Source organism: Acinetobacter seifertii (genome assembly GCF_000368065.1).
GTDB lineage: Bacteria > Pseudomonadota > Gammaproteobacteria > Pseudomonadales > Moraxellaceae > Acinetobacter > Acinetobacter seifertii.
This window is the reverse complement of the sequence record NZ_KB851205.1, coordinates 187,511-211,534: the sequence shown is the minus strand read 5'-3', so window position 1 is coordinate 211,534 and position 24,024 is coordinate 187,511. Positions and strand designations below refer to the sequence as shown.

Annotated in this window: 19 protein-coding genes, 1 tRNA gene, 1 rRNA gene and 2 pseudogenes; 12 read left to right on the top strand and 11 right to left on the bottom strand. The window is 38.1% G+C overall.

The window, feature by feature from the left end:
- Positions 1–14: 14 nt before the first annotated feature.
- The 3 genes from F985_RS24835 to F985_RS24825 form a co-directional block, all read right to left on the bottom strand.
- Positions 15–1,070: an aromatic ring-hydroxylating oxygenase subunit alpha gene (locus F985_RS24835; RefSeq protein ID WP_004706177.1), complete on the bottom strand. Its 1,056-nt coding sequence runs from the start codon at positions 1,068–1,070 to the stop codon at positions 15–17.
- A 297-nt stretch (positions 1,071–1,367) separates the two neighbouring features.
- Positions 1,368–2,324, bottom strand: a complete 957-nt coding sequence (locus tag F985_RS24830) for a TerC family protein (protein WP_004706175.1) — start codon at positions 2,322–2,324, stop codon at positions 1,368–1,370.
- A 319-nt stretch (positions 2,325–2,643) separates the two neighbouring features.
- Positions 2,644–3,240: an undecaprenyl-diphosphatase gene (locus F985_RS24825; RefSeq protein ID WP_004706173.1), complete on the bottom strand. Its 597-nt coding sequence runs from the start codon at positions 3,238–3,240 to the stop codon at positions 2,644–2,646.
- Positions 3,241–3,376: 136 nt separating this feature from the next.
- On the opposite strand from F985_RS24825, the gene F985_RS24820 reads away from it, so the two are divergent.
- The gene (locus F985_RS24820) at positions 3,377–4,627 is read left to right on the top strand and encodes a low temperature requirement protein A (RefSeq protein ID WP_004706171.1); all 1,251 of its coding nucleotides are present in this window, start codon (positions 3,377–3,379) and stop codon (positions 4,625–4,627) included.
- Between the two features lie 69 nt (positions 4,628–4,696).
- Here the strand turns inward: F985_RS24820 and mpl are convergent, their stop codons facing one another.
- On the bottom strand, positions 4,697–6,070 hold the full coding sequence (mpl, locus tag F985_RS24815; protein ID WP_004706169.1) for a UDP-N-acetylmuramate:L-alanyl-gamma-D-glutamyl-meso-diaminopimelate ligase: 1,374 nt from the start codon (positions 6,068–6,070) through the stop codon (positions 4,697–4,699).
- Positions 6,071–6,311: 241 nt separating this feature from the next.
- Here mpl and F985_RS24810 point away from each other — a divergent pair, with 241 nt between their 5' ends.
- From F985_RS24810 to F985_RS24795, 4 genes are all read left to right on the top strand, one after another.
- Positions 6,312–6,674 carry a DMT family protein gene (locus F985_RS24810; protein WP_004711246.1) on the top strand — a complete coding sequence of 121 codons (363 nt, stop codon included), beginning with the start codon at positions 6,312–6,314 and terminating at the stop codon, positions 6,672–6,674.
- A 183-nt stretch (positions 6,675–6,857) separates the two neighbouring features.
- The gene (gene purE / locus F985_RS24805; RefSeq protein ID WP_000994663.1) at positions 6,858–7,370 is read left to right on the top strand and encodes a 5-(carboxyamino)imidazole ribonucleotide mutase; all 513 of its coding nucleotides are present in this window, start codon (positions 6,858–6,860) and stop codon (positions 7,368–7,370) included.
- 9 nt (positions 7,371–7,379) lie between these two features.
- Positions 7,380–8,501: a 5-(carboxyamino)imidazole ribonucleotide synthase gene (locus F985_RS24800; RefSeq protein ID WP_004706166.1), complete on the top strand. Its 1,122-nt coding sequence runs from the start codon at positions 7,380–7,382 to the stop codon at positions 8,499–8,501.
- Between the two features lie 678 nt (positions 8,502–9,179).
- The gene (locus F985_RS24795) at positions 9,180–10,478 is read left to right on the top strand and encodes a lytic murein transglycosylase (protein WP_004706164.1); all 1,299 of its coding nucleotides are present in this window, start codon (positions 9,180–9,182) and stop codon (positions 10,476–10,478) included.
- 63 nt (positions 10,479–10,541) lie between these two features.
- On the opposite strand, the gene F985_RS24790 is transcribed toward F985_RS24795, so the two are convergent.
- Positions 10,542–10,916, bottom strand: a complete 375-nt coding sequence (locus tag F985_RS24790) for a hypothetical protein (protein ID WP_077164428.1) — start codon at positions 10,914–10,916, stop codon at positions 10,542–10,544.
- A 101-nt stretch (positions 10,917–11,017) separates the two neighbouring features.
- A pseudogene (locus tag F985_RS24785) lies at positions 11,018–12,029 on the bottom strand (M57 family metalloprotease).
- Between the two features lie 189 nt (positions 12,030–12,218).
- Here F985_RS24785 and F985_RS24780 point away from each other — a divergent pair.
- Positions 12,219–12,920, top strand: coding sequence for an IS1-like element ISPa14 family transposase (locus F985_RS24780; protein WP_001223318.1), 702 nt, complete (start codon positions 12,219–12,221; stop codon positions 12,918–12,920).
- A 2-nt stretch (positions 12,921–12,922) separates the two neighbouring features.
- On the opposite strand, the gene F985_RS24775 is transcribed toward F985_RS24780, so the two are convergent.
- From F985_RS24775 to F985_RS24760, 4 genes and pseudogenes are all read right to left on the bottom strand, one after another.
- Positions 12,923–13,825: a matrixin family metalloprotease gene (locus F985_RS24775; RefSeq protein ID WP_004706158.1), complete on the bottom strand. Its 903-nt coding sequence runs from the start codon at positions 13,823–13,825 to the stop codon at positions 12,923–12,925.
- A 331-nt stretch (positions 13,826–14,156) separates the two neighbouring features.
- Positions 14,157–16,097: a molecular chaperone DnaK gene (gene dnaK / locus F985_RS24770; RefSeq protein WP_004706156.1), complete on the bottom strand. Its 1,941-nt coding sequence runs from the start codon at positions 16,095–16,097 to the stop codon at positions 14,157–14,159.
- A 152-nt stretch (positions 16,098–16,249) separates the two neighbouring features.
- Positions 16,250–16,804, bottom strand: a complete 555-nt coding sequence (gene grpE, locus F985_RS24765) for a nucleotide exchange factor GrpE (RefSeq protein ID WP_004706154.1) — start codon at positions 16,802–16,804, stop codon at positions 16,250–16,252.
- A 128-nt stretch (positions 16,805–16,932) separates the two neighbouring features.
- Positions 16,933–17,861, bottom strand: a pseudogene (locus F985_RS24760) (LysR family transcriptional regulator).
- Between the two features lie 107 nt (positions 17,862–17,968).
- On the opposite strand from F985_RS24760, the gene F985_RS24755 reads away from it, so the two are divergent.
- Positions 17,969–18,835: an MBL fold metallo-hydrolase gene (locus F985_RS24755; RefSeq protein ID WP_004706149.1), complete on the top strand. Its 867-nt coding sequence runs from the start codon at positions 17,969–17,971 to the stop codon at positions 18,833–18,835.
- A 392-nt stretch (positions 18,836–19,227) separates the two neighbouring features.
- On the top strand, positions 19,228–19,458 hold the full coding sequence (locus F985_RS24750) for a hypothetical protein (protein ID WP_004706148.1): 231 nt from the start codon (positions 19,228–19,230) through the stop codon (positions 19,456–19,458).
- Positions 19,459–19,628: 170 nt separating this feature from the next.
- Here F985_RS24750 and F985_RS24745 read toward each other — a convergent pair whose 3' ends face one another.
- Entirely contained in the window at positions 19,629–19,955 is a 327-nt protein-coding gene (locus tag F985_RS24745; RefSeq protein ID WP_004706146.1) for a hypothetical protein, read from the bottom strand.
- 210 nt (positions 19,956–20,165) lie between these two features.
- Here F985_RS24745 and F985_RS24740 point away from each other — a divergent pair, with 210 nt between their 5' ends.
- The 4 genes from F985_RS24740 to F985_RS24725 all read left to right on the top strand — a co-directional run bounded on the left by F985_RS24740 (position 20,166) and on the right by F985_RS24725 (position 24,003).
- The gene (locus F985_RS24740) at positions 20,166–21,236 is read left to right on the top strand and encodes an alpha/beta hydrolase (RefSeq protein WP_004706145.1); all 1,071 of its coding nucleotides are present in this window, start codon (positions 20,166–20,168) and stop codon (positions 21,234–21,236) included.
- 145 nt (positions 21,237–21,381) lie between these two features.
- The gene (locus tag F985_RS24735) at positions 21,382–21,939 is read left to right on the top strand and encodes a peptidylprolyl isomerase (RefSeq protein WP_004706142.1); all 558 of its coding nucleotides are present in this window, start codon (positions 21,382–21,384) and stop codon (positions 21,937–21,939) included.
- A 390-nt stretch (positions 21,940–22,329) separates the two neighbouring features.
- A 16S ribosomal RNA gene (locus F985_RS24730) occupies positions 22,330–23,867 on the top strand.
- A gap of 59 nt (positions 23,868–23,926) precedes the next feature.
- A tRNA-Ile gene (locus F985_RS24725) sits at positions 23,927–24,003 on the top strand.
- Positions 24,004–24,024 lie beyond the last annotated feature (21 nt).

Below are 24,024 nucleotides of genomic sequence, written 5' to 3'. Positions count from 1 at the left end.
CACTTAGCCAAGATTTAAACGATATAACGTTTACTTAGGCCCCATTCTGCTAAAATCCGTCGATAAGTCGTTGATGAACGGTCTGCTTCAAAATGTGCCTCCATCATTAAATCAAGCGGAAGGTCTTCTGGCTTTTGTGATTCGACCATGTCTTGGTCTTCTGCAAAAATTTGCGCATTAAATGCATATACCTTTTCTAAATCGCCAGTTTGGTCAAAGTTACGTGTAAGTGGAACAAATAAACGAGTTTTATTGCTTGAGATAGGACAGCAGGCATTTAAGATTTTTAAGACCCCACCTTCTGGGAAATCGACCGTAAGCACAGCTGAAAAAGGCGGATAGACATCAAAGGTACGCTTCCATAAAAAACCTTCTGGTTCGAGATGTTTTAGCTCATGCGGATAATTACTGACATTGCTGATATAGACCGTTTTTAAGCCATATTCGGTACGTTCAGTATGGTATTTAGGGACAATGGGATTATCGCGACTGGCAAAGGCATTGTGATGTACCCAAGCAAAATGTGCGACATCGATAAATCCTTCGAGTTGACGTCCGCTAGAGCCACCAATATCGACAAATGGCGGTAAAATTGATTGATGCTCTGCATGGTCCCAAGTATCTAATACAGGAATATTGGCTTTAGCAACATCACGACCATGAATACTGGTCCAAATCAGGCCATAACGTTCAACAACCGGAAATTTGGTCAGAGAAAAACGATCCGAAATTTTAGTTAACTCGGGTTGAGCTGGTATTTGGGTACATTTCCCTTCAGTGTTATAGCGTAGACCATGATAAGGACACACAATTTCTTCACCGTCGACCCAACCTTTGGTTAAAGGAACGCCACGATGTGGGCAAATGTCTCGCACCAGATGAATTTCACCACTTTCTGTCTTATATAAAGCCATGTTGACGTCTAGTAATGTAACTCGTTGAGGTGCTGTGGAGACATCTTGAATACGCGCAACTGGATACCAGTGAGTAGATAAAATTTCCCAATCTTTTGCTTCAAAGCTGCTGTTACACGGCATTGCAAGTGGCGTTAAAGTTGGAATCGCATTCATGGCATCTCTCCTTTAAAAAATCAGGGCTCTTTCGAGCCCCTAAAATCTAGGCTTTTTTCTTTTTAGGAGATGCAAAGAGCTTGCCAATATTGATTTTTAATAAAGAAATTAAGAGTAAAATTATTAAAATACATAATTTTATGGAATTTTATTTTTGAATTTTTGTTCTAAATTAGATTTGAAAATGAAAGTTCATTATGCGTTTTATACTTAAAGTGCACTGATTGATTGCAAGAAAGACCCAATAAAAAAGCACTTTAAAAGTGCTTTTTTATGTAGATCCCTTGATAGGATGAATTAAGACTGCAATTGCTTTTTGTTGTGTCGTAAAGAGAGGTAAGCGGTAATTGCTAACACGATTACGATAAAGCTTAACGAGATCCAGATTGGCATGTGGAATACATCAAGCAACAACATTTTTGCACCAATGAACAATAAGATGATGCCTAAACCATACGGTAAGTAATGCAGTTTAGACGCAGCGCCAGCAAGCAAGAAGAACATTGCGCGTAAGCCTAAAATTGCCATTAAGTTCGCTGTTAAAACAATAAACGGGTCGCTCGTTACCGCGAAAATAGCAGGAATAGAATCTACCGCGAAAATCACATCTGAAGCTTCAACCAAAATCAATACTAAAAATAACGGCGTTGCCCACAGTAAACCATTTTGACGTACAAAGAATTTGTCACCATCAAGCTGTGGGGTAATACGCATGTGCTTACGTAGCCATTTTAAAATTTTGATGTCTTCGATATTGGTTTCTTCTTCTTGGCCCTTTAAGAACTTAAAGCCTGTATAAACCAAGAACGCACCGAAAATATAAAGCACCCAAGAAAATTCTTGAACGAACCATGCACCAATGAAAATAAACAGAGTACGCAGTACGATTGCACCTAATACGCCGTAGAGCAAAATTTTACGTTGTAGTGCAGCTGGAATAGCAAATGCCGCAAAAATCATTAACCAGACGAAAACGTTGTCAATTGCGAGGGACTTTTCAAGTAAGTAACCTGCGAAGTATTCCATGGTTTTTTGGTTTGCTAAGGTCACCCCAACTGTTTGTTGGAGATAAAGCCATAAACCGCCACCAAATAACACCGCGACGCTTACCCACGCCACACTCCAGTAAGCAGCTTGCTTAATTGATACATCTTGACCTTGTTTTTGCTTAAAGCCTAAAAAGTCCACTAAAAGCATGACAATGACTATGCCAAAGAATGCTACGTACAGCCATAAATTGCCGATTGTTTCCATAAATCCTCCTCACATCCAGCAATTGGGCATAAAAAAACCTCGACCAGTTGCCAGATGAATTAAAACATCTGTATCAACATGATCAAGGTCTTGCCTACATCATGAGTTTCACGATGCTCAGATACCGACTTTTTAATAAAAGTGTATTGACGATATCTGACACATAACATTGCTGTTATGTTTGGAGGAGGCTACTCCCCTTGTCAAACTAAATTCTGTATTGGATAAAACCTATCCAATTACACATAGAATGGCAGATTTTTTTGTATTACGCAACTGAACTTAATGTCGTGGTTTTAATATAAAAAAAATCTACGGATTATTTAATCAAACCGCGGTCTAAAAGCGGTTTGCATATAATTTGGTAAAGGTGAATAAAGAATGCGGTCAAACTTGTACCGTAAGCATTCCAGAAGTAATAACCTGCCGTATTGACCAGAAGCGCGACAATAAAAGCCCCCAGCATGTCTAAAGGGAAATGCACACCTAAATAAATACGTGACCACGCTACCACAAATGACAAAAATAACAGAATGATTCCAATCATTTTGCGCTGAGCAAACAAATAAGACAGGGCTATGGTGCTGAAAATCAGCATATGATTACTTGGAAAAGATGCTGTTGGTGCATGTTCAATAAACGTGGTGCCCACACCCATCACAAATGGTCTTGGATGATGATAAAACAGAGAAATAACATAACCCACTAAAAGTGATATGCAGGTTAAAAAGACAGATTTAATGACCCTATTTTTTAAATCTTGATCGCCGTAGAACCATAAAAATGTAAGGATGAATAAAAGAATATAGAGGAGATCATTAGCAAAAAAGATAGCAAGGCGAATGATAAATTGACTCGCATCCTGAGCACCATTTATGACATGGAATAAGCTAAGGTTGAGTGTTTCTAAAGACATTCATATTCCAAACAAGAACAAAAAACGTGGGCTATGATAAAGAATTAAGCGTGTTGTCTTGATAAAGAATTGTCACAAAAATGAAATATAGTTTGTTTGTGACTAAACATTAAACAGCAGACCTAAATAATTTTTAATGCGTGATCTGGTGGTTAATATTAAAGTGTTAACGTGTTGGCACTTTATTCGAGAACGTTATTTTATGACTACTCAAGAAAAACAGAAAAAATTAAGTTTGAGGCCTTTATCTCCAAGAGATCCTAAACAGCCGCATAGAGCAGCAACTCCCCTCGAATTATTGTTCGATTTAATTTTTGTGGTCGCGATTGCAACAGCCGGTCAGCAGTTACACCACGCGATTATTGAAAATCATCTCTGGCATGCACTGCCAAGCTACCTAATGGTGTTTTTTGCGCTGTGGTGGGCATGGATGAATTTTTCATGGTTCGCTTCAGCTTACGATAATGATGATGCATTGTATCGGTGCCTTACCTTTGTACAGATTGTGGGTTCCTTGGTCATGGCCGCAGGTATTCCTGATGTATTTCGTAGTCAGGACTTTGACATCATTATTGTGGGTTATGTGATTATGCGCTTAGCTTTAGTCACCCAGTGGCTCCGCGCAGCAAAACATGATCCTGAACGGCGAGTTACGGCTTATCGTTATGCGATCGGTATAGTCTTGGTACAAATTGGCTGGCTTGTGGCTAACTTTGCTCATGTACTTTCAATACCTCTATTTTTATGTCTGGTTGTGCTCGAGTTATTTGTTCCGATCTATGCAGAAAAACATTCGCCTACGCCGTGGCATCCTCATCATATTGTAGAGCGCTATGCCTTACTCACGATTATTGTTTTGGGCGAATCAATTGTAGGTAGTTTTAATGCCATACGTGATGCGCTTGCGGCTCAATCTATCAATATTCCTGCCGTTTTCTTAATGATTGGAGGATTGATGCTCATGTTCGCAATGTGGTGGGCTTACTTTGATCGCAGTGAACAGCATCATCATTTTAAAGGTGTGCGTCCATTTGTATGGGGTTATGGTCATTATTTTGTTTTTGTGAGTATTGCTGCGGTAGGTGCTGCGCTTGCCGCCGCCGTGGATGTCACGACCCATCATGCACATATTTCTGATTTATATATGGGTGTAATTGTCGCAGTGAGTGTGGTGCTTTATACCACTTGTATCTGGATGTTATACGAGTTTGAATGTTTAGCTGGAATTTCTAAATGGTTTTATCCTATTACTGCACTCATTATTTTATGTATTCCATTTATTTGTAATAACGTGGGATATAGCGTATTTGCGATGGGTATTGTCTATACGCTACGTTTATTCATCTCGAATAAATTTATAGAAGATATAAAGCCAAAGCAGGTTTAAAAACCATTAAACTAAAAAAACGGGTTTCAAACTGAAACCCGTTTTTTATTAAATCATCTAGAGATAAAGTTAAGCAGCTTTTGCTTTTAATGCGCTTATAAGTTTTTGATGTAAGCCACCAAAGCCGCCATTAGACATAATCACAACAGCATCGCCCTCACCTGCTTCATTAACAATACGGTTAATAATTTCATCAAGTGAATGGCTGACTTGAGCACGGTTTGATGCAGCTTCAATTACAGGTTGTAAATCCCAGTCTAAACCTTCTGGCTGGTACCAGATAACGTCATCTGCTAAGCGTGCTGAATGCGCCAAGCCATCTTTATGGCTGCCCATACGCATGGTATTTGAACGCGGTTCAATAATGGCCCATAAACGGCGCTCACCTAAGCGTTTGCGTGCGCCATCTAAAGTTGTATCAATTGCTGTTGGATGGTGAGCAAAGTCATCATAAACCTCAATACCATTGACTGTACCGAGTAACTCCATACGGCGTTTCACACCGCCAAAGTTAGATAAAGCTTCACAAGCCGTTTCAAGTGCAACACCCACATGTTGAGCGGCTGCAATGGTTGCCAAAGCATTCGCTACGCTATGTTGCCCTGTCATATTCCATTTCACTTCACCAACGGCATTGCCATTTTCGAGTACTTTAAAATGGCTGCCATCAATTGAAATTAATTCGGCAGATAAAGCAGCTTTTTCATTCGCTTCTAAACTAGTACGAATCACTGGCGTCCAGCAACCCATTTCAAGCACTTCATCAATATGAGTTTCGGTAATTGGCGCAATAATACGGCCTTCACTTGGAATGGTACGAACAAGATGATGGAATTGCTTTTGAATCGCTGCTAAGTCATCAAAAATATCGGCATGGTCAAATTCAAGGTTATTTAAAATCGCCGTTTTTGGATGATAATGAACAAACTTAGAACGTTTATCAAAGAAAGCTGAGTCATATTCATCAGCTTCAACGCAGAAGTATTTGCCACCACCTAAACGAGCGCTTTCACTAAAACCAAGTGGCACACCACCAATTAAAAAGCCTGGGTTTAAACCCGCCTGATCAAGTACCCAAGCGAGCATGGTGGTAGTCGTGGTTTTTCCATGAGTACCCGCCACACCAAGGACATGTTTGCCTTGTAAAACGTGATCTGCAAGGAACTGTGGACCAGAAATATATGGCAGGCCTTCATTGAGCATGTATTCCACAGCATCAATACCACGTTTCATGGCGTTGCCGACAATAACCAAATCTGGATGAGGCTGTAAATGGCTACGGTCATAGCCTTGCATGAGTTCAATACCTGCGTTTTCTAACTGGGTAGACATTGGCGGGTAAACGTTTGAATCGGAACCTGTTACCTTATGTCCTAAATCACGAGCTAAAAGTGCTAAAGAGCCCATAAAAGTGCCACAAATACCCAAGATATGCAGATGCATTGCTCGCCTTCTCCACTGCTTTTGTACACAGTATAAATATGATTTACTGTGGTTTCATTATTGATAAATTTGCCAGCAACGATAGCAAGGCTCAACTGGAAAAGATAGTCAAAATTCGTTGTTGTTCTATGTGTTTGAGATGCCTATAAACGGACAGCTTTATTTTTTAGATTTAAGCTGAATTACAGTTTTATCTTTTATAATATTTTTGATCCATATTAATACTTATATCATCGTAATGATGAAGGATGTGCCTTTGAGCCCAACGGTTTTAGCTTTTGTGCTATTAATTATTTCGAACTGTTTTATGACACTTGCATGGTATGGGCATCTTAAGTTTTTGCACCATGCCCCATTCTGGCAAGCGATTTTATTCGGTTGGATTATTGCCCTACTGGAATATAGTTTTATGATTCCAGCAACTCGAATCTTGAGTGATCAAAACTGGACCTTGGGTGAAATGAAAATTACCCAAGAAGTGGTTACGCTTATTGTATTTGTGCCATTTATGGTGTTGCTGTTTAAGCAGCCGTTTAAATTAGACTATGTTTGGGCCATGTTATGCCTGTTTGGCTGCGTCTATTTTGTATTTAGAAGCCAGTAAAATTATTTGAAATCGGGTTTTCAGACAGATCGTTGTTAAATCCATCGGATTCATGCTTTTTCCTCATAAACTTGGGCTTTGGGGTGAGTGAAAAAACAGCTATAATATTGGCCTCATCTTTTTCTCTCATGCTTGGCTTGATGCAAGTCGAGTTTTTACCATTTTTACGCTTTGGAAATGCCAATGAACGCGGTCGCAACAGATACCCAACCTTTAGTCGGAATTATCATGGGTTCCCAGTCCGATTGGGCAACGCTTGAACATACTGCCAATATGCTTAAACAGCTTGGTGTCCCATTTGAAGCGGAAGTGGTATCTGCTCACCGTACGCCAGACCGTTTATTTGAATATGCAGAAACTGCGCGTGATCGTGGTATTCAAGTGATTATTGCTGGTGCTGGTGGTGCTGCGCATTTACCAGGTATGTGTGCTGCAAAAACTGACTTACCTGTGTTGGGTGTACCAGTTAAATCATCAATTTTAAATGGTGTAGATTCATTACTTTCAATCGTACAAATGCCAGCAGGTATTGCAGTGGGTACTTTGGCAATTGGTCCAGCTGGTGCGACTAATGCTGCGATTATGGCTGCTCAAATCTTAGGTTTAACTCGTCCTGAAATCGCAAAAAATGTTGCTGATTTCCGTGCTGCACAAACTGATAAAGTTGCAAGCAACAACATTCCGGGACAAGTTTAAGAGGCTGAAATGGATAAAACTATCGGTATTTTTGGTGGTGGACAACTGGGCCGTATGATGGCCCAAGCAGCTTTACCATTAAATATTCAATGTACTTTTTTTGAAGCAAATACAGATTGTCCAGCAGGTGTTTTAGGTCAAGTTTTTTCTAGCCAAGATGAACAAGGTTTAAAGCAGTTTATTGAAAGTGCTGATGTTTTCAGTCTTGAATTTGAAAATACGCCCGTTGCGGACGTAGATGTTTTAACTCAAACCAAAACATTACACCCTCCTCGTATTGCTTTAGCAACTGCGCAAAATCGTTTATCAGAAAAAGCATTGTTTGATGAACTTGCGATTCCTGTTGCGCCGTATCGTGCTGTAGATAGCTTAGAAAGCTTGAAAAAAGCTGTTGCTGAACTTGGTTTGCCGATTGTACTTAAGACAGCAACTGGTGGATACGACGGCAAAGGTCAGTTTGTACTTCGTTCAGAAGACCAAATTGATACTGCTTGGTCTGAACTTGGCCCTGCAAAAAGCTTAGTTGCTGAAAGTTTTGTTAAATTTTCTCGCGAAGTTTCAATTATTGCAGTACGCGGCCAAAATGGTGAAGTAAAAACTTGGCCATTGGCTGAAAACCACCATCACAACGGTATTTTGTCGCACTCAATCGTGCCTGCACCGAACAGTGAAGCTCTACAACCTGTTGCTCAAGATTACATTACGCGTTTATTGAATCATCTCAACTACGTTGGCGTGTTAACTTTAGAGCTATTTGTGACAGAACAAGGCTTATGCGCAAATGAGATGGCACCACGTGTGCATAACTCAGGCCACTGGTCAATTGAAGGCGCCGTATGTTCGCAGTTTGAAAATCATGTTCGAGCTGTTGCAGGGTTACCATTAGGTTCAACAGACGTTGTTCGACCAACGGTCATGATCAATATTATTGGTCAGCATCCTAAAACTGAAGATGTTTTAGCACTACATGGCGCTCATCTGCACCTTTATAACAAATCAGAACGTGCTGGCCGTAAGTTGGGCCACATTACGTTAATGCCTGTGGATAGTAATGAATTGACGAGTTTATGTCGTCAATTAGCGAAAATTTTGCCAGAACCACTCGCATTGACAGCTGATATGACTATTTAATTAAGTTAAAATTTCTAAAAAGCGATCTTCGGATCGCTTTTTTTGTCTTTTAAATTTAAAAAATCTAATCTTGTTCTATTGTGGATAACTTTTATTAAGCTTTTTGAATTTAAATGAGGATTTTTATTTTGAATTTAAAAAATGAAACAAGGTGTTTTGGTGGTTTTGAATTTAAAATAAGTTATCCCCAGCACCTAAAGTTTGAATTTAAATCTAGTGGATCAGCTTATTGTTTGTTTTGAATTTAAAAAAATGCTTGTTATCTCGGTGGTGTTTTGAATTCAAAACTATATCTAACTTTTAAATTTAAAATATCTCTCTGAGTGGTGAAGGGGTTGTAGCATATAAAAATGATGAAGAGCATAGCTAATATAGGGGTTGAGGCAGTTTAGAGCTGTGGTTTTGTAAGTTATCCACAGATGGATTTGGCTTGTAGTTTTAAATTTAAAGAGGCATTTTGAATTTAAACTACAGGAGAGATTTCTGAATTTAAAAACCAATTAATCTTGTGTAAGAAGTTTTAAATTCAAAACTAGATGCAAAATTTGAATTTAAAACTCTTGAAATGAATTTAAAGAATTAATTATGAATTCAAATTTACGATTTCTCCCTGAAAATTTTGAGTCCATAATGGTATGGTAAAGACAAATTTAAATTTAAAAATTGAACTAGGATAATATGCGACGTTTTTCTTGTATTGTTGGGTCTATATTTTTGACAATGACTCAGGCTCAAGCAGAGCTGATAATTAATGGTTCTACTTCTACAATATCTAGTAATGCGACTGTTCCTGTAACGAATAGCAATACTTACACGCCTAATAATAATTTTCAGAGTTGTTTGGCAAATTTACGTTCGCAAGCGATTGCTGCAGGTGTTTCAGGTAGCACTTATGACCGCTATACACAAAATTTGACGCCGGACTACTCAGTAATTGATAAGTTAAATTATCAGCCAGAATTTTCGACACCGATTTGGGACTATTTATCTGGTCTTGTAGATGAAGAGCGTGTTGAGCTTGGTAAACAAAAATTAGCGCAATATCGAGATGTTTTAAATCGTGCATCTCAAACTTATGGCGTACCGCCAGAAACAATTGTGGCAGTGTGGGGCGTTGAAAGTAATTTTGGTGATATTTCTGGAAAATATCCTTTATTGCAAGCACTTGGAACTTTAAGTTGTGAAGGGCGCCGACAAAGTTATTTCCGTACAGAATTTTTTGCCACTATGCGTATTTTACAACGTGGTGATTTAACCGAAGATCAGCTTAAAGGCTCATGGGCAGGCGCATTCGGTCATACACAGTTTATGCCATCAACTTATGAACGCTTAGCTGTTGATTTTGATGGTGATGGTCGTCGTGATTTAGTCTCTAGTACAGCAGATGCATTGGCATCAACAGCTAATTTCTTGAATAAAGCTGGTTGGCAAACGGGTATGCCATGGGGCTTTGAAGTCAAAATCCCAGCAGGTATGTCAATTGATGGAGAAGGGCGTCGCTCTAAAAAATCATTGAGTAGCTGGAATGCGCGTGGAGTAACCCGAATTGATGGTACACCTTTAATTCAAGGTGCGTTGTCTGATAATACGCCTGCTGGTTTAATGGCACCAGCAGGAGCAAATGGCCCAATCTTTTTAGTGTTTAAAAATTTTGATGCTATTTATAGTTATAACGCAGCAGAAAGTTATGGACTTGCGATTGCACATTTATCTGATCGTTTAAAAGGTGGTAAACCATTCGTTGCTTCTTGGCCAACAGATGACCCTGGTACTTCACGAGCAGAACGTCGAGAAATTCAGCAGTTTTTGATTAATCGTGGTTATGATATTGGTGCTGTGGATGGTTTAATTGGTGATAAAACTCGCGTTGCTATCCGTCAGGAACAAACTCGTTTAGGTTTAAATCCAAATGGACGGGCAGGGCAACAGATTTTACGTGCATTTCGCCAAGAGCAAGCTCGAAAAATGATGCAGTAATAACGATACTAAATAAAAAGGTCTGCATATGCAGACCTTTTTATTTAGCAGTTAAACTATGAATTAATCTAGCTTTACAGCTTCCAAAATGTCCAAAATAACTGAAGTGACATCTTGGCTTAAATCACGATCATTAAAGATTTCATAAGCAGTAATAGTGACATCAGTGTCACTTGGCAACTGCTTTTGTTCTTCTTCGATTAAATGCTCGATAGGGAGTAAGGTTTGCTTAACTTCAAGATGTAAAATATCTTTATATTCAATATTTTCATCTTCAAGCTCAATTTCTTGCTCGTTAAAGTAAGGCAACAAAATAGAATGAAGGTACGGTTTAAGTTCAATAATATCAAATAGTTCGATATCTCGAGTTTGTTCAATCGTACTAATGTGGTCATTTACTTCAATCAGGATATGATAATAACTCATCTTGATCTCCATTCTATTTTAGTCAGCTCTTACAACCACAATAACATGACTTTGACATGAATTTCGATGTATCTACTTATAAAATAGATACATCATTGATGTTTCATATCTAATTATTGAGGTAAAGCGTTTAGTAGATCACGATCAGCGTCAGTTAAAACATTAGTTCTTTTATCATTGTCTTTGCGAACTGAGTACATTAAGGCACCAGGTTGATCGCTATGTTTCAAACCAAGCGCATGGCCTAACTCATGAGCAATCGTTAAACGTAAATCATCGATAGAGCTATATTCATAGATTGTGATTTGTTTACCGTTATAAATGCCTTTCTTAAATACATCAGCTTGTGCATTTTGCTTAAACTGATTTAAAGATTGATTGAACTTATCATTAATTTGGTTAAAGTGATTAACCTTTTTATTTAAGTCAGCAGCTTGTTGATTATAAGCAGCAATATCTTTCTTTAAAGCAACAGTCTGTTTCTGTAAATCTTTCTGAGTTTTACCAAGCGATTTTGCTGTGTATTCAGGTGCTAATTGACCTTGATTAAACTGCATCATTTGTTGATCAAAATTTTTCAACTTCTCATTTAAGATCTGTTTTTTGTTTTCAAGATCAGATTGAGTTTGACTTAGATTTTGCTTCAACTGTTTAATTTGCTGCTGTTCATCAATGATACGTTGTTGATCTTGTTTAAACTGAGCAGAAATTTTTTGACGCTCTGCTGAACGATTTTGGCTGTCGTCATATACAAGACGAATTTCTAACTTTGCATTTGGGTCATAAGTAAAGTAATTTTTACCTGTTCCTTCTTTCCAAATATCAGCAGCTTGCTGAGTAATCTCAAGCAATTGATCTTGACTTAAACCAAAACGAGGATCAACTTCAGCAATTTTATATGTCAAATGTTGAGCATTTTTCTGCTGAACTTGAGTATTTGCAGAAGTAGCCAAGTGAGCATTGGCCTGAAAATTAGAGAAAGCAAAAGCTAAGCCTAATAACAAAGATGTTAAGCGCATAGTCGTCAGGGGGGAGATTTAAAAAAAAACGTATTATAAGAATATAAAGTGAAAAATCAATCAAAAAATGTACAATTTGAATAAATAAATGAGACTTTAGTCTCATTATTTTTTACCCTTTGAAAAAATCATTTATTAGTAAAATTTGATTAATTTATATTTTATTTAGTTTATTTAACTGGTTAGCTTTAATAGTTTTCACTATTTGATTTATAAAATGAGCCTAATAAATTTAGGGTGGTGTTTCAAAAAGTATGCTGAAACAAAGCAGGTTGAATTTTGATAAAATAGAGAAATGCGAATAACTCTAGAAATCAAATGTCCAACCTGCCTCAGTGACAGTATAAAGAAAAATGGCATCAAAGTAGATGGGAAACAAAACTATCAGTGCAAAGACTGTAAACGTCAGTTTATTGGTGACCATGCTCTGAGCTATCTAGGATGTAATTCAGGCATTACTCGAAAAATATTACAGTTGATGGTCAGAGGTAGTGGTATACGAGATATCGCTGAAGTTGAGCGAATCAGTATCGGTAAAGTTTTACGTACTTTAACCGAATCGACCTACCAAATTCAGCCTAAACAAAGTCATTATGAGTCTCTTGAAGTTGATGAGTTTTGGACTTTTGTGGGAAATAAAAATAATAAACAATGGCTTATTTACGCCTACCATCGAGAAACAGGTGAGATTGTTGCTTATGTTTGGGGTAAAAGAGACTTAGCTACAGTTCAACGATTGAAAACAAAGCTTAAACAATTAGGTATTCACTACACCCGAATTGCAAGTGATCATTGGGACAGTTTCATAACTGCTTTTAAAAACTGCAAGCAAAGTATTGGTAAATTTTTTACTGTAGGTATTGAAGGTAATAATTGCAAAATAAGGCATCGAATTAGGCGTGGTTTTAGAAGGAGTTGTAATTTTTCAAAAAAGATTGAAAACCATTTTAAAGCTTTCGACTTAACCTTTTTTTACATCAATAATGGCTTCATTTAATGTCAGCATACTTTTTGAAACACCACCAAATTTAGATCGGAATCTGTTAATTTGAAGTTGTGAATATCTTGCTCTTTTAAACGAGGATACATTAGAGACTTTGGGTCGGTTGTATGTTTTAGACCTAATGCATGTCCAAACTCATGAGCAAGGGTTAGGCGTAAATCATCGAATGAACTAAAACCATAAATCTGAATTTGATTATGACTGAATAAGCCCTTATGAAAAGTTTCTGGACCAACAGTCGTGGCTAAATTAATTTGTTTAATAGTTTCATTAAGCAGGCTTTGCTGTTGATTTATTTGCTTAATTTGAGAATTAAGACTTTCTATCTTATTGCTATGTTGAATAAATTTAGCTTTTAATTCTAATGATTGTTTATTTAACTGAGTTTGACGTTTGATTAAATCAACTTGATTGAATTTTCCCAAATTTCCTTGATTATAAAGAGTTACATCTTTCTGATACTGTTCAAATTTATTATTAAGCTGAAGTTTTTCCTCATTCAAAAGTACAGTTTCCTGATCTATTTGTTGTTTTAACAAATGAATAGCTTTATTTTTCTCCCGCCATTCTTCTTGCTGCTGTAATAACTTATTTATATTAATTTTTCTTTCATTTTGAGCAGTTTGATAATCATCAAACACTAAGTTAATTGTAAGCTCTGCTTGTGAGTCATAAATAAAATAAGTTTTTCCTGTTTCTTTCTGCCAGATTTCAGCAGCTTCTTGACCAATTTGCATAAATTGTTCTTTAGTAAGATGAAAGCGTGGATCTATGAAATCAATCTTATATTTTAAAGGCTGATTAAAAGTAACACTTGATAAGTTGCTTTGAGCAAAAACAACTGTGTGTAAGCTCATACTTAAGTAAAAGCTCATTCCCCACCATAGAAATTTTTTCATGGCAAAATAAAAATATAAATAAATTCTTATTGTTAGTGAGAAATTTAGATTCGTCAAAGTGATAAAGGAGACCAAAGAAGACGATCATTTTGTGATCTTGCTAAAGAAATAGAATAAATAAAACTATTTATTTGGCATTAATTTTAAAATTAATGGATTTAATAACAGTGGTTTTATTTTTTAAAAAATACAATAAATAATAAACAGTTAGTTTTTATAAGTGACTATTTTGACAATAAATTATTTCAAAAAATATATAAATTGTAATTGTTATTTTTTGTAAGCAATAAAAAACCGCGCTTTCGCGCGGTCTTTTTTTTAAAGAGACAAATTATTTTTTGTCGTCTTTTACTTCTGTAAATTCAGCATCTACAACGCCATCATCAGCTTTTTGTTGACCAGCTTCACCGCCTTGGAATGCATTAGGATCAAAACCTTCAGCACCACCAGCTTGTTGTGCTTGTTCATAAGCACGTTGAGTGATAGGCATCAAAATGTTTTGTAAAGCTTCAGTTTTTGCTTTGATCGCTTCAACATCATTTTCTTTAGTTGCTGCTTCAAGTTCAGAAACCGCTGTGCTTACCGCTGTTTTTTCATCGTCAGTCACTTTGTTACCAAGATCTTTAACAGCTTTGTTCGAGCTTGAAATTAATGCATCAGCTTCGTTACGAGCTTTTGCAAGTTCTTCAAACTTACGGTCTTCCTCAGCATTCGCTTCAGCATCTCTAATCATCGCTTCGATTTCAGCATCAGATAAACCTGAGTTTGCTTTAATCTGAATCGATTGCTCTTTACCAGTGCTCTTATCTTTCGCAGATACTTTCAAGATACCGTCAGCGTTGATGTCAAACGATACTTCAATTTGCGGCACACCACGTGGAGCAGGTGGGATATCGCCTAATTGGAAGTTACCCAACAATTTGTTTTGTTGAGCCATTTTACGTTCACCTTGGTAAACTGAAATATCTACAGCTGGTTGGTTGTCAGCAGCAGTAGAGAAAACTTGTGATTTCTTCGCAGGAATCGTCGTGTTTTTCTCAATGATTGGTGTTAATACACCGCCCATTGTTTCAATACCTAAAGTTAATGGTGTTACGTCAAGAAGCAATACATCATTCTTGTCACCAGACAATACAGCACCTTGAATTGCAGCACCGATTGCAACTGCTTCGTCAGGGTTTACGTCTTTACGTGGCTCTTTACCAAAGAATTCTTGTACTTTTTGTTGTACAAGTGGCATACGAGACTGACCACCAACCAAAATTACGTCAGAGATGTCAGAAGTCGAAAGACCAGCATCTTTAAGAGCAATACGGCAAGGTTCAATTGTACGAGCAACTAAATCTGCAACTAAACCTTCAAGTTTTGCACGAGTTACGTTGATCACTAAGTGTTTAGGACCAGTCGCATCAGCCGTGATGTATGGAAGGTTGATTTCAGTTGCATTTGATGAAGAAAGCTCGATTTTTGCTTTTTCAGCAGCTTCTTTCAAACGTTGTAACGCAAGTGGATCATTTTTCAAGTTCACACTTTGTTCTTTCTTGAATTCTTCAACTAAGTATTCAATTAACGCGTTATCAAAGTCTTCACCACCAAGGAAAGTATCACCGTTAGTTGATAACACTTCGATTTGTTGGTCGCCATCAAGGTCTGCGATTTCAATGATAGATACGTCAAAAGTACCACCACCTAAGTCGTAAACAGCAACTTTACGGTCGCCTTCTTTTTTGTCCATACCGAACGCAAGAGCCGCAGCAGTTGGTTCGTTAATGATACGTTTAACATCTAAACCAGCAATTTTACCTGCATCTTTAGTTGCTTGACGTTGAGCATCGTTAAAGTAAGCAGGAACAGTAATAACTGCTTCTGTAACTGTTTCACCTAAATAATCTTCTGCAGTTTTCTTCATCTTTTTCAAGATTTCAGCAGAGATTTGTTGAGGTGCTAATTTTTTATCGTTTACTTCAACCCAAGCATCACCATTATCTGCTTTGATGATTTTATACGGTACAAGACCAATGTCTTTTTGTACTGCTTGATCTTCATAACGACGACCAATTAAACGCTTGATCGCGAATAATGTATTTTTAGGGTTTGTTACTGCCTGACGCTTAGCGCTTTGACCAACTAAGATCTCCCCATCTTTATAAGCAATGATCGATGGAGTTGTACGTGCGCCTTCAGCGTTTTCGATTACTTTTACTTTATCGCCTTCAAGTACAGCAACACATGAGTTGGTAGTACCTAAGTCAATACCAATAATTTTTGCCATTTGGTGTGTTCCTCTAAAATTCTGTTGCAATGTTTTGCTTGTTATTCGATATGAGAGTCAATCGGTTTTTTTCAAGCATTTTTATGAAAAAAAATCAAAAAACTCTCAAATTCTTGTGCTTTTAGCAAAGCGATGCTTCGCTTTTGTTCGTTTTATTGACCAACCATAACCATAGCAGGGCGCAACAAACGACCATTTAAGGTATAGCCTTTTTGTAAAACGGTGCCGATTTCATTGGCTTTGGCATTTGGATCAATACCAACAGCTTGATGTAAATCTGCGTTGAAACCATTTTGAGTATCAGCTTCTACAACGCCAAATTTCTCAAGAGTTGTTAACAGTGACTTCAAGGTTAGCTTAATACCTTCAAGTACTGGTGTTTCTTCACCACCAGCAGCCTGAATTGCACGTTCTAAATTGTCGACAGAGTCCAACAATTCTTTTGCAAATTTTTCAAGCACAGTTTCTTTATGCTTCTCAGACTCACGTTGAATACGCTCTACACTTTTTTGTGCTTCATAAACTGCGTTTGCTGTACGAGCTTTTTCCAGCTTAAGATTTTCTTCTAGTTTGGTGATTTGCGTTTGTAAAGATTCAACGGTAACGTCGTTTGCTTGCTCTACACCTTCAGCTTGAGTTTGCTCGTTAGATTGCTCAGCTTGCTCATTTTGAATGTCTTGAGCTTGCTCATTTTGCTCATTAGCCATTGATGATCTCCGTTTAAATGGGTTTTTAAACATGTACAGTCCTTTTTGGCATCAGTATTTACTGTGTAAAACCTGAACTGCCATGCATATGCTGTAATTCATTAATAGGGATGAAGTATGGGCATTACCTAAAAATTCAAGCGTACACGGCAATTTAAAGCTTTTAATTTTGCGGTTTTAAGTAAAAATCTAAATTTTCGATCATAAAAGCAATAAATTCTTGAGTAATTCGAGGTAAATGTTGTCTAGAGGCATACACAATCGACAAGCTTAGCTCAGGAGCCATAAAATTTTTAAATAAAGCGGTTAGACGTTTTTCTTTTAAATCTTTTTCAACTAATAATGACGGTAACATTGCGACTCCCTGTGCATGTAAACACATATCGTAAAGCGCATTTACATCATTACTTTTAAAAGTCACATTCAAAGGATAGTTCTGAGGTTGTTGTTCATTATCAAACAGTGTCCAGTATTGGTGCTGACTATGATGAGCAATACATTCATGCTGAATCAGCTGACGAGGATGGAGCAGGGGACTGTGTTGTTTTAAATAATCTGGATGAGCACAGAAAACGGACTCGATCTGACAAACTGGTCGTGCAATTAAACCATCGGCTACCTTTTGGGTAATACGTAACGCTAAATCCACTTGTGCATCTATAAGATCCATAGTGTTTTCAGTCAAATAAACATCGAAATTAATATGCGGATGCTGACGTTTAAATTGGCGAATACATTCTGCTACTCCAAGTTCAAACAAAAATAAACCGCATGTAAAACGGATTGTACCGTTATGTTGCTCAGGCGCTGCGAGCTCTTGTAAAAGTTGTTGTTGTTGTAAAATATTTTCACAGTAGAGCAGAGCTTTCTCACCTGCGGGAGTGAGGGATATTTTTCGGGTATTTCTCTGAAAAAGTCGAGTTGAGAATGTATGTTCAAGATGCTCAAGATAACGTGAAACCATGGCGCGAGAATAATTAAGATGTTCTGCGGCTTTGATCAAATTGCCATGTTGTGCAATAGAAACAAAGACCTGAATCGCTTTTAAAGTATCCATATGTCTAGCTATTATTACAATATATGCAACAGTTTATCTTAAATTAGTGCATTTATCTTACATAAATTGCAATTTAAAGTGTTCTTCATGAAACAGGAGAATACCTAATGAAATTATTTAAATTAACAGCTTCTGCGCTTACTACTGCAACGGCATTAACTATGGCTCAGTCAGCTTTTGCTCAAGATCTCAAAATTCAGAGTTTTCTGGCTAAACCCGAACATTTTGGCGTGACTTCTACTTTAATTGAAGGCGATAAAGAAGTTCTATTGGTTAATGCGCAATTCTCAAAATCTGAAGCATTGCGCATTGCCGCAAATATTCTAGATAGCGGTAAAACGTTAAAAACAATTTTTGTAAGCTATGGCGACCCAGACTATTACTTTGGTTTAGATGTATTTAAACAGTATTTCCCGAATGTACAGATTATTGCCACTCCAGAAACAGTAAAGCATATTCAGGATACTCAAGCGCTTAAAGTTAAATATTGGGGACCACAAATGGGTGCAAATGCACCTAGCCAAATTATTGTGCCTCAAGCTTATACAGCTAAAACTTTAAAACTTGAAAATGAATCAATCGAAATTAAAGGTAAAAAAGAACTTACCTATTTATGGGTACCGTCTGCAAAAGCAGTAGTAGGCGGAATCCCTGTGTCTTCAGGCATTCATTTATGGATGGCCGATACTCCTAAAACTAAAGATCGTGCGGAAGTTATTCAATCCTTAGAAAGTATCAAAGCCCTTCAGCCTAAAATTGTTGTGCCTGCACATATGGTTGAGGGAGCTCCACAAGGTCTCGATGCGGTTAATTTCTCGATTAACTATTTAAATAGTTATGAAAAGGCAGCTAAAGCAACTAAAAACTCTGCTGAGTTGAGCAAAGTTATGCAAAAGCAATATCCAACTCTTCAAAGTGTTGATAGCTTAGAGTTAGGGGCTAAAGTTGTAAAAGGTGAAATGCAGTGGCCATAATTTAATGTTTAAGCCATATTCACTTTCAAAAAAAGTCGCGATCATTCGCGGCTTTTTTATGAGTAAACCACTTTTAAGGGTAAAAAAGCTCTGTAACAGTCTACGTACCTTATATAGCGTTTCTATAAATGGAAAAATTTTAAATATAATGGCTCAGCAGAATAAAAAGAAAAAATTGATAAAATTAAACAAACGTTTATCTATGGTTTAATTTATAAAATAGATTGGTCAGATTAAAAAATTGAATTTAATAAAAAATTGCAGAATTTGTACTTCTATTACTAGAAAAGACAACCAATGATACGCACGCCAGAAAAAAAAATTGTGAATTATAGGCAGCGCGAAGATGAACTTTGCATTTAAACGTTTGTCGTAATGAAAGGAAAGTGATTATGAAAAAATTAGGTCTTATCTCTGTAGTGCTTGCTGGTGTCGCTTTTACAGCTGTTGGTTGTGCATCTGAAGCCGGTTTAAACGCATCAGGTTCTGCTCAAACAAGTGCTAGCCCATCTGGGGTACAAGCAGGTGCTGGTATTGATGCAGGTGTTTCTGGTCAAGCACAACCAGGTCAAGTAGATGCTGGTGCTTCTGGTTCAGTTTCAGGCTCTGCAACTGCTCAGTAATTTGCTGCTAAAAATAAGAGATATGAGTTTATAGAACATATATGTTCAAGATGCCAATACATATATGAAATGAGCTGCTACTCATTTTTCTATAGATTAGAGAGAATTTATATTCCTCAAAAAAGCCCCAAAAGACTTATTTCTTTGGGGCTTTTTATATAGTAGTAAGTTTAGTCATCATGACGATAATCTCGGCGATCATGATCTCGATCTTCTACCCGTTTTTTATCCCATTCACGGTGTCTTTTATCCCATTCACGACGATCTTTTTCTTGTTCACGAATATCTTTACGTTGTTGTTCGTATACTCGTTGACGCTCTTCCCAACGCTTCCGTTCCCAATCATTATATCGACGTTGATCATCACGATCATAGCGGCGATCATGGTCATGATAAACGTATCCGCCACCACGATAATAAGGATCATCTGGGTAAGCAACACAGCCTACAGTTAAAAGACTGGTTGCTAACATAGTAACAACTAGTTTTGCTGACATAGCGGTACCTCTTTTTGTCTGTTAACAATAATTGGCAAAAAAGTCCTGTTTTAATCGACAGATTTGTTAATGACATTTGCTATAAATCAGATTAGCGTAGATTGGTTTTTACCTTTGTATCTTGATTGCATGAGTTGTATGCGAATATAGTCAAACAACAAAGAATTCTGTAGAAAATATGAAGGATAAGAGGGATTCAAGGAGACAGGCATGACAGCATTTAATCAAAAAATTCAAACATTGCTAGATAAAGGGCAAGGCCCTGCCGCTCGAGCACTCGATAGGTTGCCTCGACTAGCCCAAGAGTCTCTTGCGAAAATTTTAGGATATTCTTATCAATATCCAGATCTTGATTCATTTACTAAATGCATGATGGCTGTGCAAATTAAACAGGGGAAAGAGGGCTTTATTGGCTCTGACCCCATTCAATCAAGAAGAATGTTTGATGCACAAATGCAGGCTATACGCCAAAAACCAACTTATATTGATTCAGTAGAGGATATTCGCCTACCACTACAAAGCGGGACAATCTTTGCCAGACATTATCATCCTGCTCCTAACAAGAAATTGCCATTAATCGTGTTTTATCACGGAGGTGGTTTTGTCGTAGGTGGTTTAGATACCCATGATGAGGTTTGTCGTTTATTAGCTAAATATGCAAAAGTACAGGTACTCAGTATCGACTATCCTCTTGCTCCGGAAGTTTCACCACAACATTTAATTCAGTCATGTGAAGATGCATTAGCATGGGTTTATCAAAACCGCAGACAATTAAAAATTTTAAAAAATAGAATAGCGGTCGCAGGGGACAGTGCAGGTGGAAATATTAGTACTGTTGTTGCGCAAAGATCAGTAAATAAAGCTTATGCTCCGCAAGCACAATTACTTATTTATCCAACAGTGGATTTCAAAAGCAGACATCCTTCTTTTTATGCTTATAACGAAGGGTTGGTTTTAACAAATACCGATATTGATTACGTCACACAATATTATGCAACTCAGCATAATGTAGAACTTGATGATCCAATTATTTCACCTACCTATGGCAACTTAAAGAAAAATCCACCAGCTTTTGTGATTACAGCCGGACATGATGTCTTACATGACGAAGCAAAAATATATAGTCATAAGTTAAGACAAAATGGCGTAAAAATGTATTACGAAGAATTTCCGGAACAGACACATGGTTTTATTAATCTGACACCAATTTCTAGAAAAGCGAAACGCCATACTATCGAAATTAGTAAAAACTTTAGAAAATTCTGGGATAAAAATAGTTAAACAAACACAGTAATCCATGTTTCACGTGGAACATGGATTACTTAGAAAATAGAATTAAAATTCTTAATAAATACTCACTAGAATTCTTTGCTGTAGACGATTAGATTTAATGATTATCTTTTTATAAATTTTATTGTAGGAAAATATGAAAAAGCTATTGATGTTGTTTTGTCTAGGTCTAAGTAGTCACTCAGTATGGGCTAATAGCTTAGTTGAGATGCAAACAAATTTAGGCAACATCGAAATAGAGTTATATGACGACAAAGCACCGATTAGTGTGAATAACTTTAAAAGCTATATAAAGTCTGGTTTTTATAAAGAGACAATCTTTCATCGTGTGATTCCAGGTTTCATGGCACAAGGTGGTGGCATGACTGCAAATATGCAGGAAAAGACAACACGAGCGCCTATTAAGAATGAAGCAGGAAATGGTATTGCAAATACGCGTGGTACTTTAGCCATGGCTCGTACATCAGATCCAGATTCAGCTACTAGCCAGTTTTTTATAAATGTTGCAGATAATAAATTTCTTAACCGTTCACCGGGAAATCCTGGGTATGCCGTTTTTGGTAAAGTGGTAAAAGGAATGGATGTAGTTGATCGTATTGTTCAGGTTCCTACATCAAACTATGGCATGCATCAAAACGTGCCAAAACAGCCTATAAAAATTGTAGATATAAAGATTAAAACATCGAAAAAATAAATTAATGATATAAATCAAATGCTTAATAATTTTATAAACTTTATTTGAGTGAAAAAGAACCGGTCGAACACTGATATTTATAAAAGTGCTTGCGTACCGGTTTTTTTTCCCTATAATGCACTCATCCCGACGCGATACACGAGAATATCTTAGCTTACAGGGTTGAGATAAAAGCTTGGTATTGTGTCGAATCTGTCTCTGACGAAGAGCAGAAAAATCATTAAGAGAATTGAAGAACAACTTGTGTGGATTTTTACTGATTGATTAATCGAAATAATTTTCATTGATTGATTGGTTTAAATTACTCGAAGTTTATTTGAGCGAAATTTAAGTCAGTAATTGATGAGCCAGAATTGGTACCTTGTCTTTAAATAAGGTACAAAATGATTTTAACTGAAGAGTTTGATCATGGCTCAGATTGAACGCTGGCGGCAGGCTTAACACATGCAAGTCGAGCGGGGAAGGGTAGCTTGCTACCTGACCTAGCGGCGGACGGGTGAGTAATGCTTAGGAATCTGCCTATTAGTGGGGGACAACATCTCGAAAGGGATGCTAATACCGCATACGTCCTACGGGAGAAAGCAGGGGATCTTCGGACCTTGCGCTAATAGATGAGCCTAAGTCGGATTAGCTAGTTGGTGGGGTAAAGGCCTACCAAGGCGACGATCTGTAGCGGGTCTGAGAGGATGATCCGCCACACTGGGACTGAGACACGGCCCAGACTCCTACGGGAGGCAGCAGTGGGGAATATTGGACAATGGGGGGAACCCTGATCCAGCCATGCCGCGTGTGTGAAGAAGGCCTTATGGTTGTAAAGCACTTTAAGCGAGGAGGAGGCTACTTTAGTTAATACCTAGAGATAGTGGACGTTACTCGCAGAATAAGCACCGGCTAACTCTGTGCCAGCAGCCGCGGTAATACAGAGGGTGCAAGCGTTAATCGGATTTACTGGGCGTAAAGCGCGCGTAGGCGGCTAATTAAGTCAAATGTGAAATCCCCGAGCTTAACTTGGGAATTGCATTCGATACTGGTTAGCTAGAGTGTGGGAGAGGATGGTAGAATTCCAGGTGTAGCGGTGAAATGCGTAGAGATCTGGAGGAATACCGATGGCGAAGGCAGCCATCTGGCCTAACACTGACGCTGAGGTGCGAAAGCATGGGGAGCAAACAGGATTAGATACCCTGGTAGTCCATGCCGTAAACGATGTCTACTAGCCGTTGGGGCCTTTGAGGCTTTAGTGGCGCAGCTAACGCGATAAGTAGACCGCCTGGGGAGTACGGTCGCAAGACTAAAACTCAAATGAATTGACGGGGGCCCGCACAAGCGGTGGAGCATGTGGTTTAATTCGATGCAACGCGAAGAACCTTACCTGGCCTTGACATAGTAAGAACTTTCCAGAGATGGATTGGTGCCTTCGGGAACTTACATACAGGTGCTGCATGGCTGTCGTCAGCTCGTGTCGTGAGATGTTGGGTTAAGTCCCGCAACGAGCGCAACCCTTTTCCTTATTTGCCAGCGAGTAATGTCGGGAACTTTAAGGATACTGCCAGTGACAAACTGGAGGAAGGCGGGGACGACGTCAAGTCATCATGGCCCTTACGGCCAGGGCTACACACGTGCTACAATGGTCGGTACAAAGGGTTGCTACACAGCGATGTGATGCTAATCTCAAAAAGCCGATCGTAGTCCGGATTGGAGTCTGCAACTCGACTCCATGAAGTCGGAATCGCTAGTAATCGCGGATCAGAATGCCGCGGTGAATACGTTCCCGGGCCTTGTACACACCGCCCGTCACACCATGGGAGTTTGTTGCACCAGAAGTAGCTAGCCTAACTGCAAAGAGGGCGGTTACCACGGTGTGGCCGATGACTGGGGTGAAGTCGTAACAAGGTAGCCGTAGGGGAACCTGCGGCTGGATCACCTCCTTAACGAAAGATTGACGATTGGTAAGAATCCACAACAAGTTGTTCTTCATAGATGTATCTGAGGGTCTGTAGCTCAGTTGGTTAGAGCACACGCTTGATAAGCGTGGGGTCACAAGTTCAAGTCTTGTCAGACCCACCATGACTTTGACTGGTTGAAGTT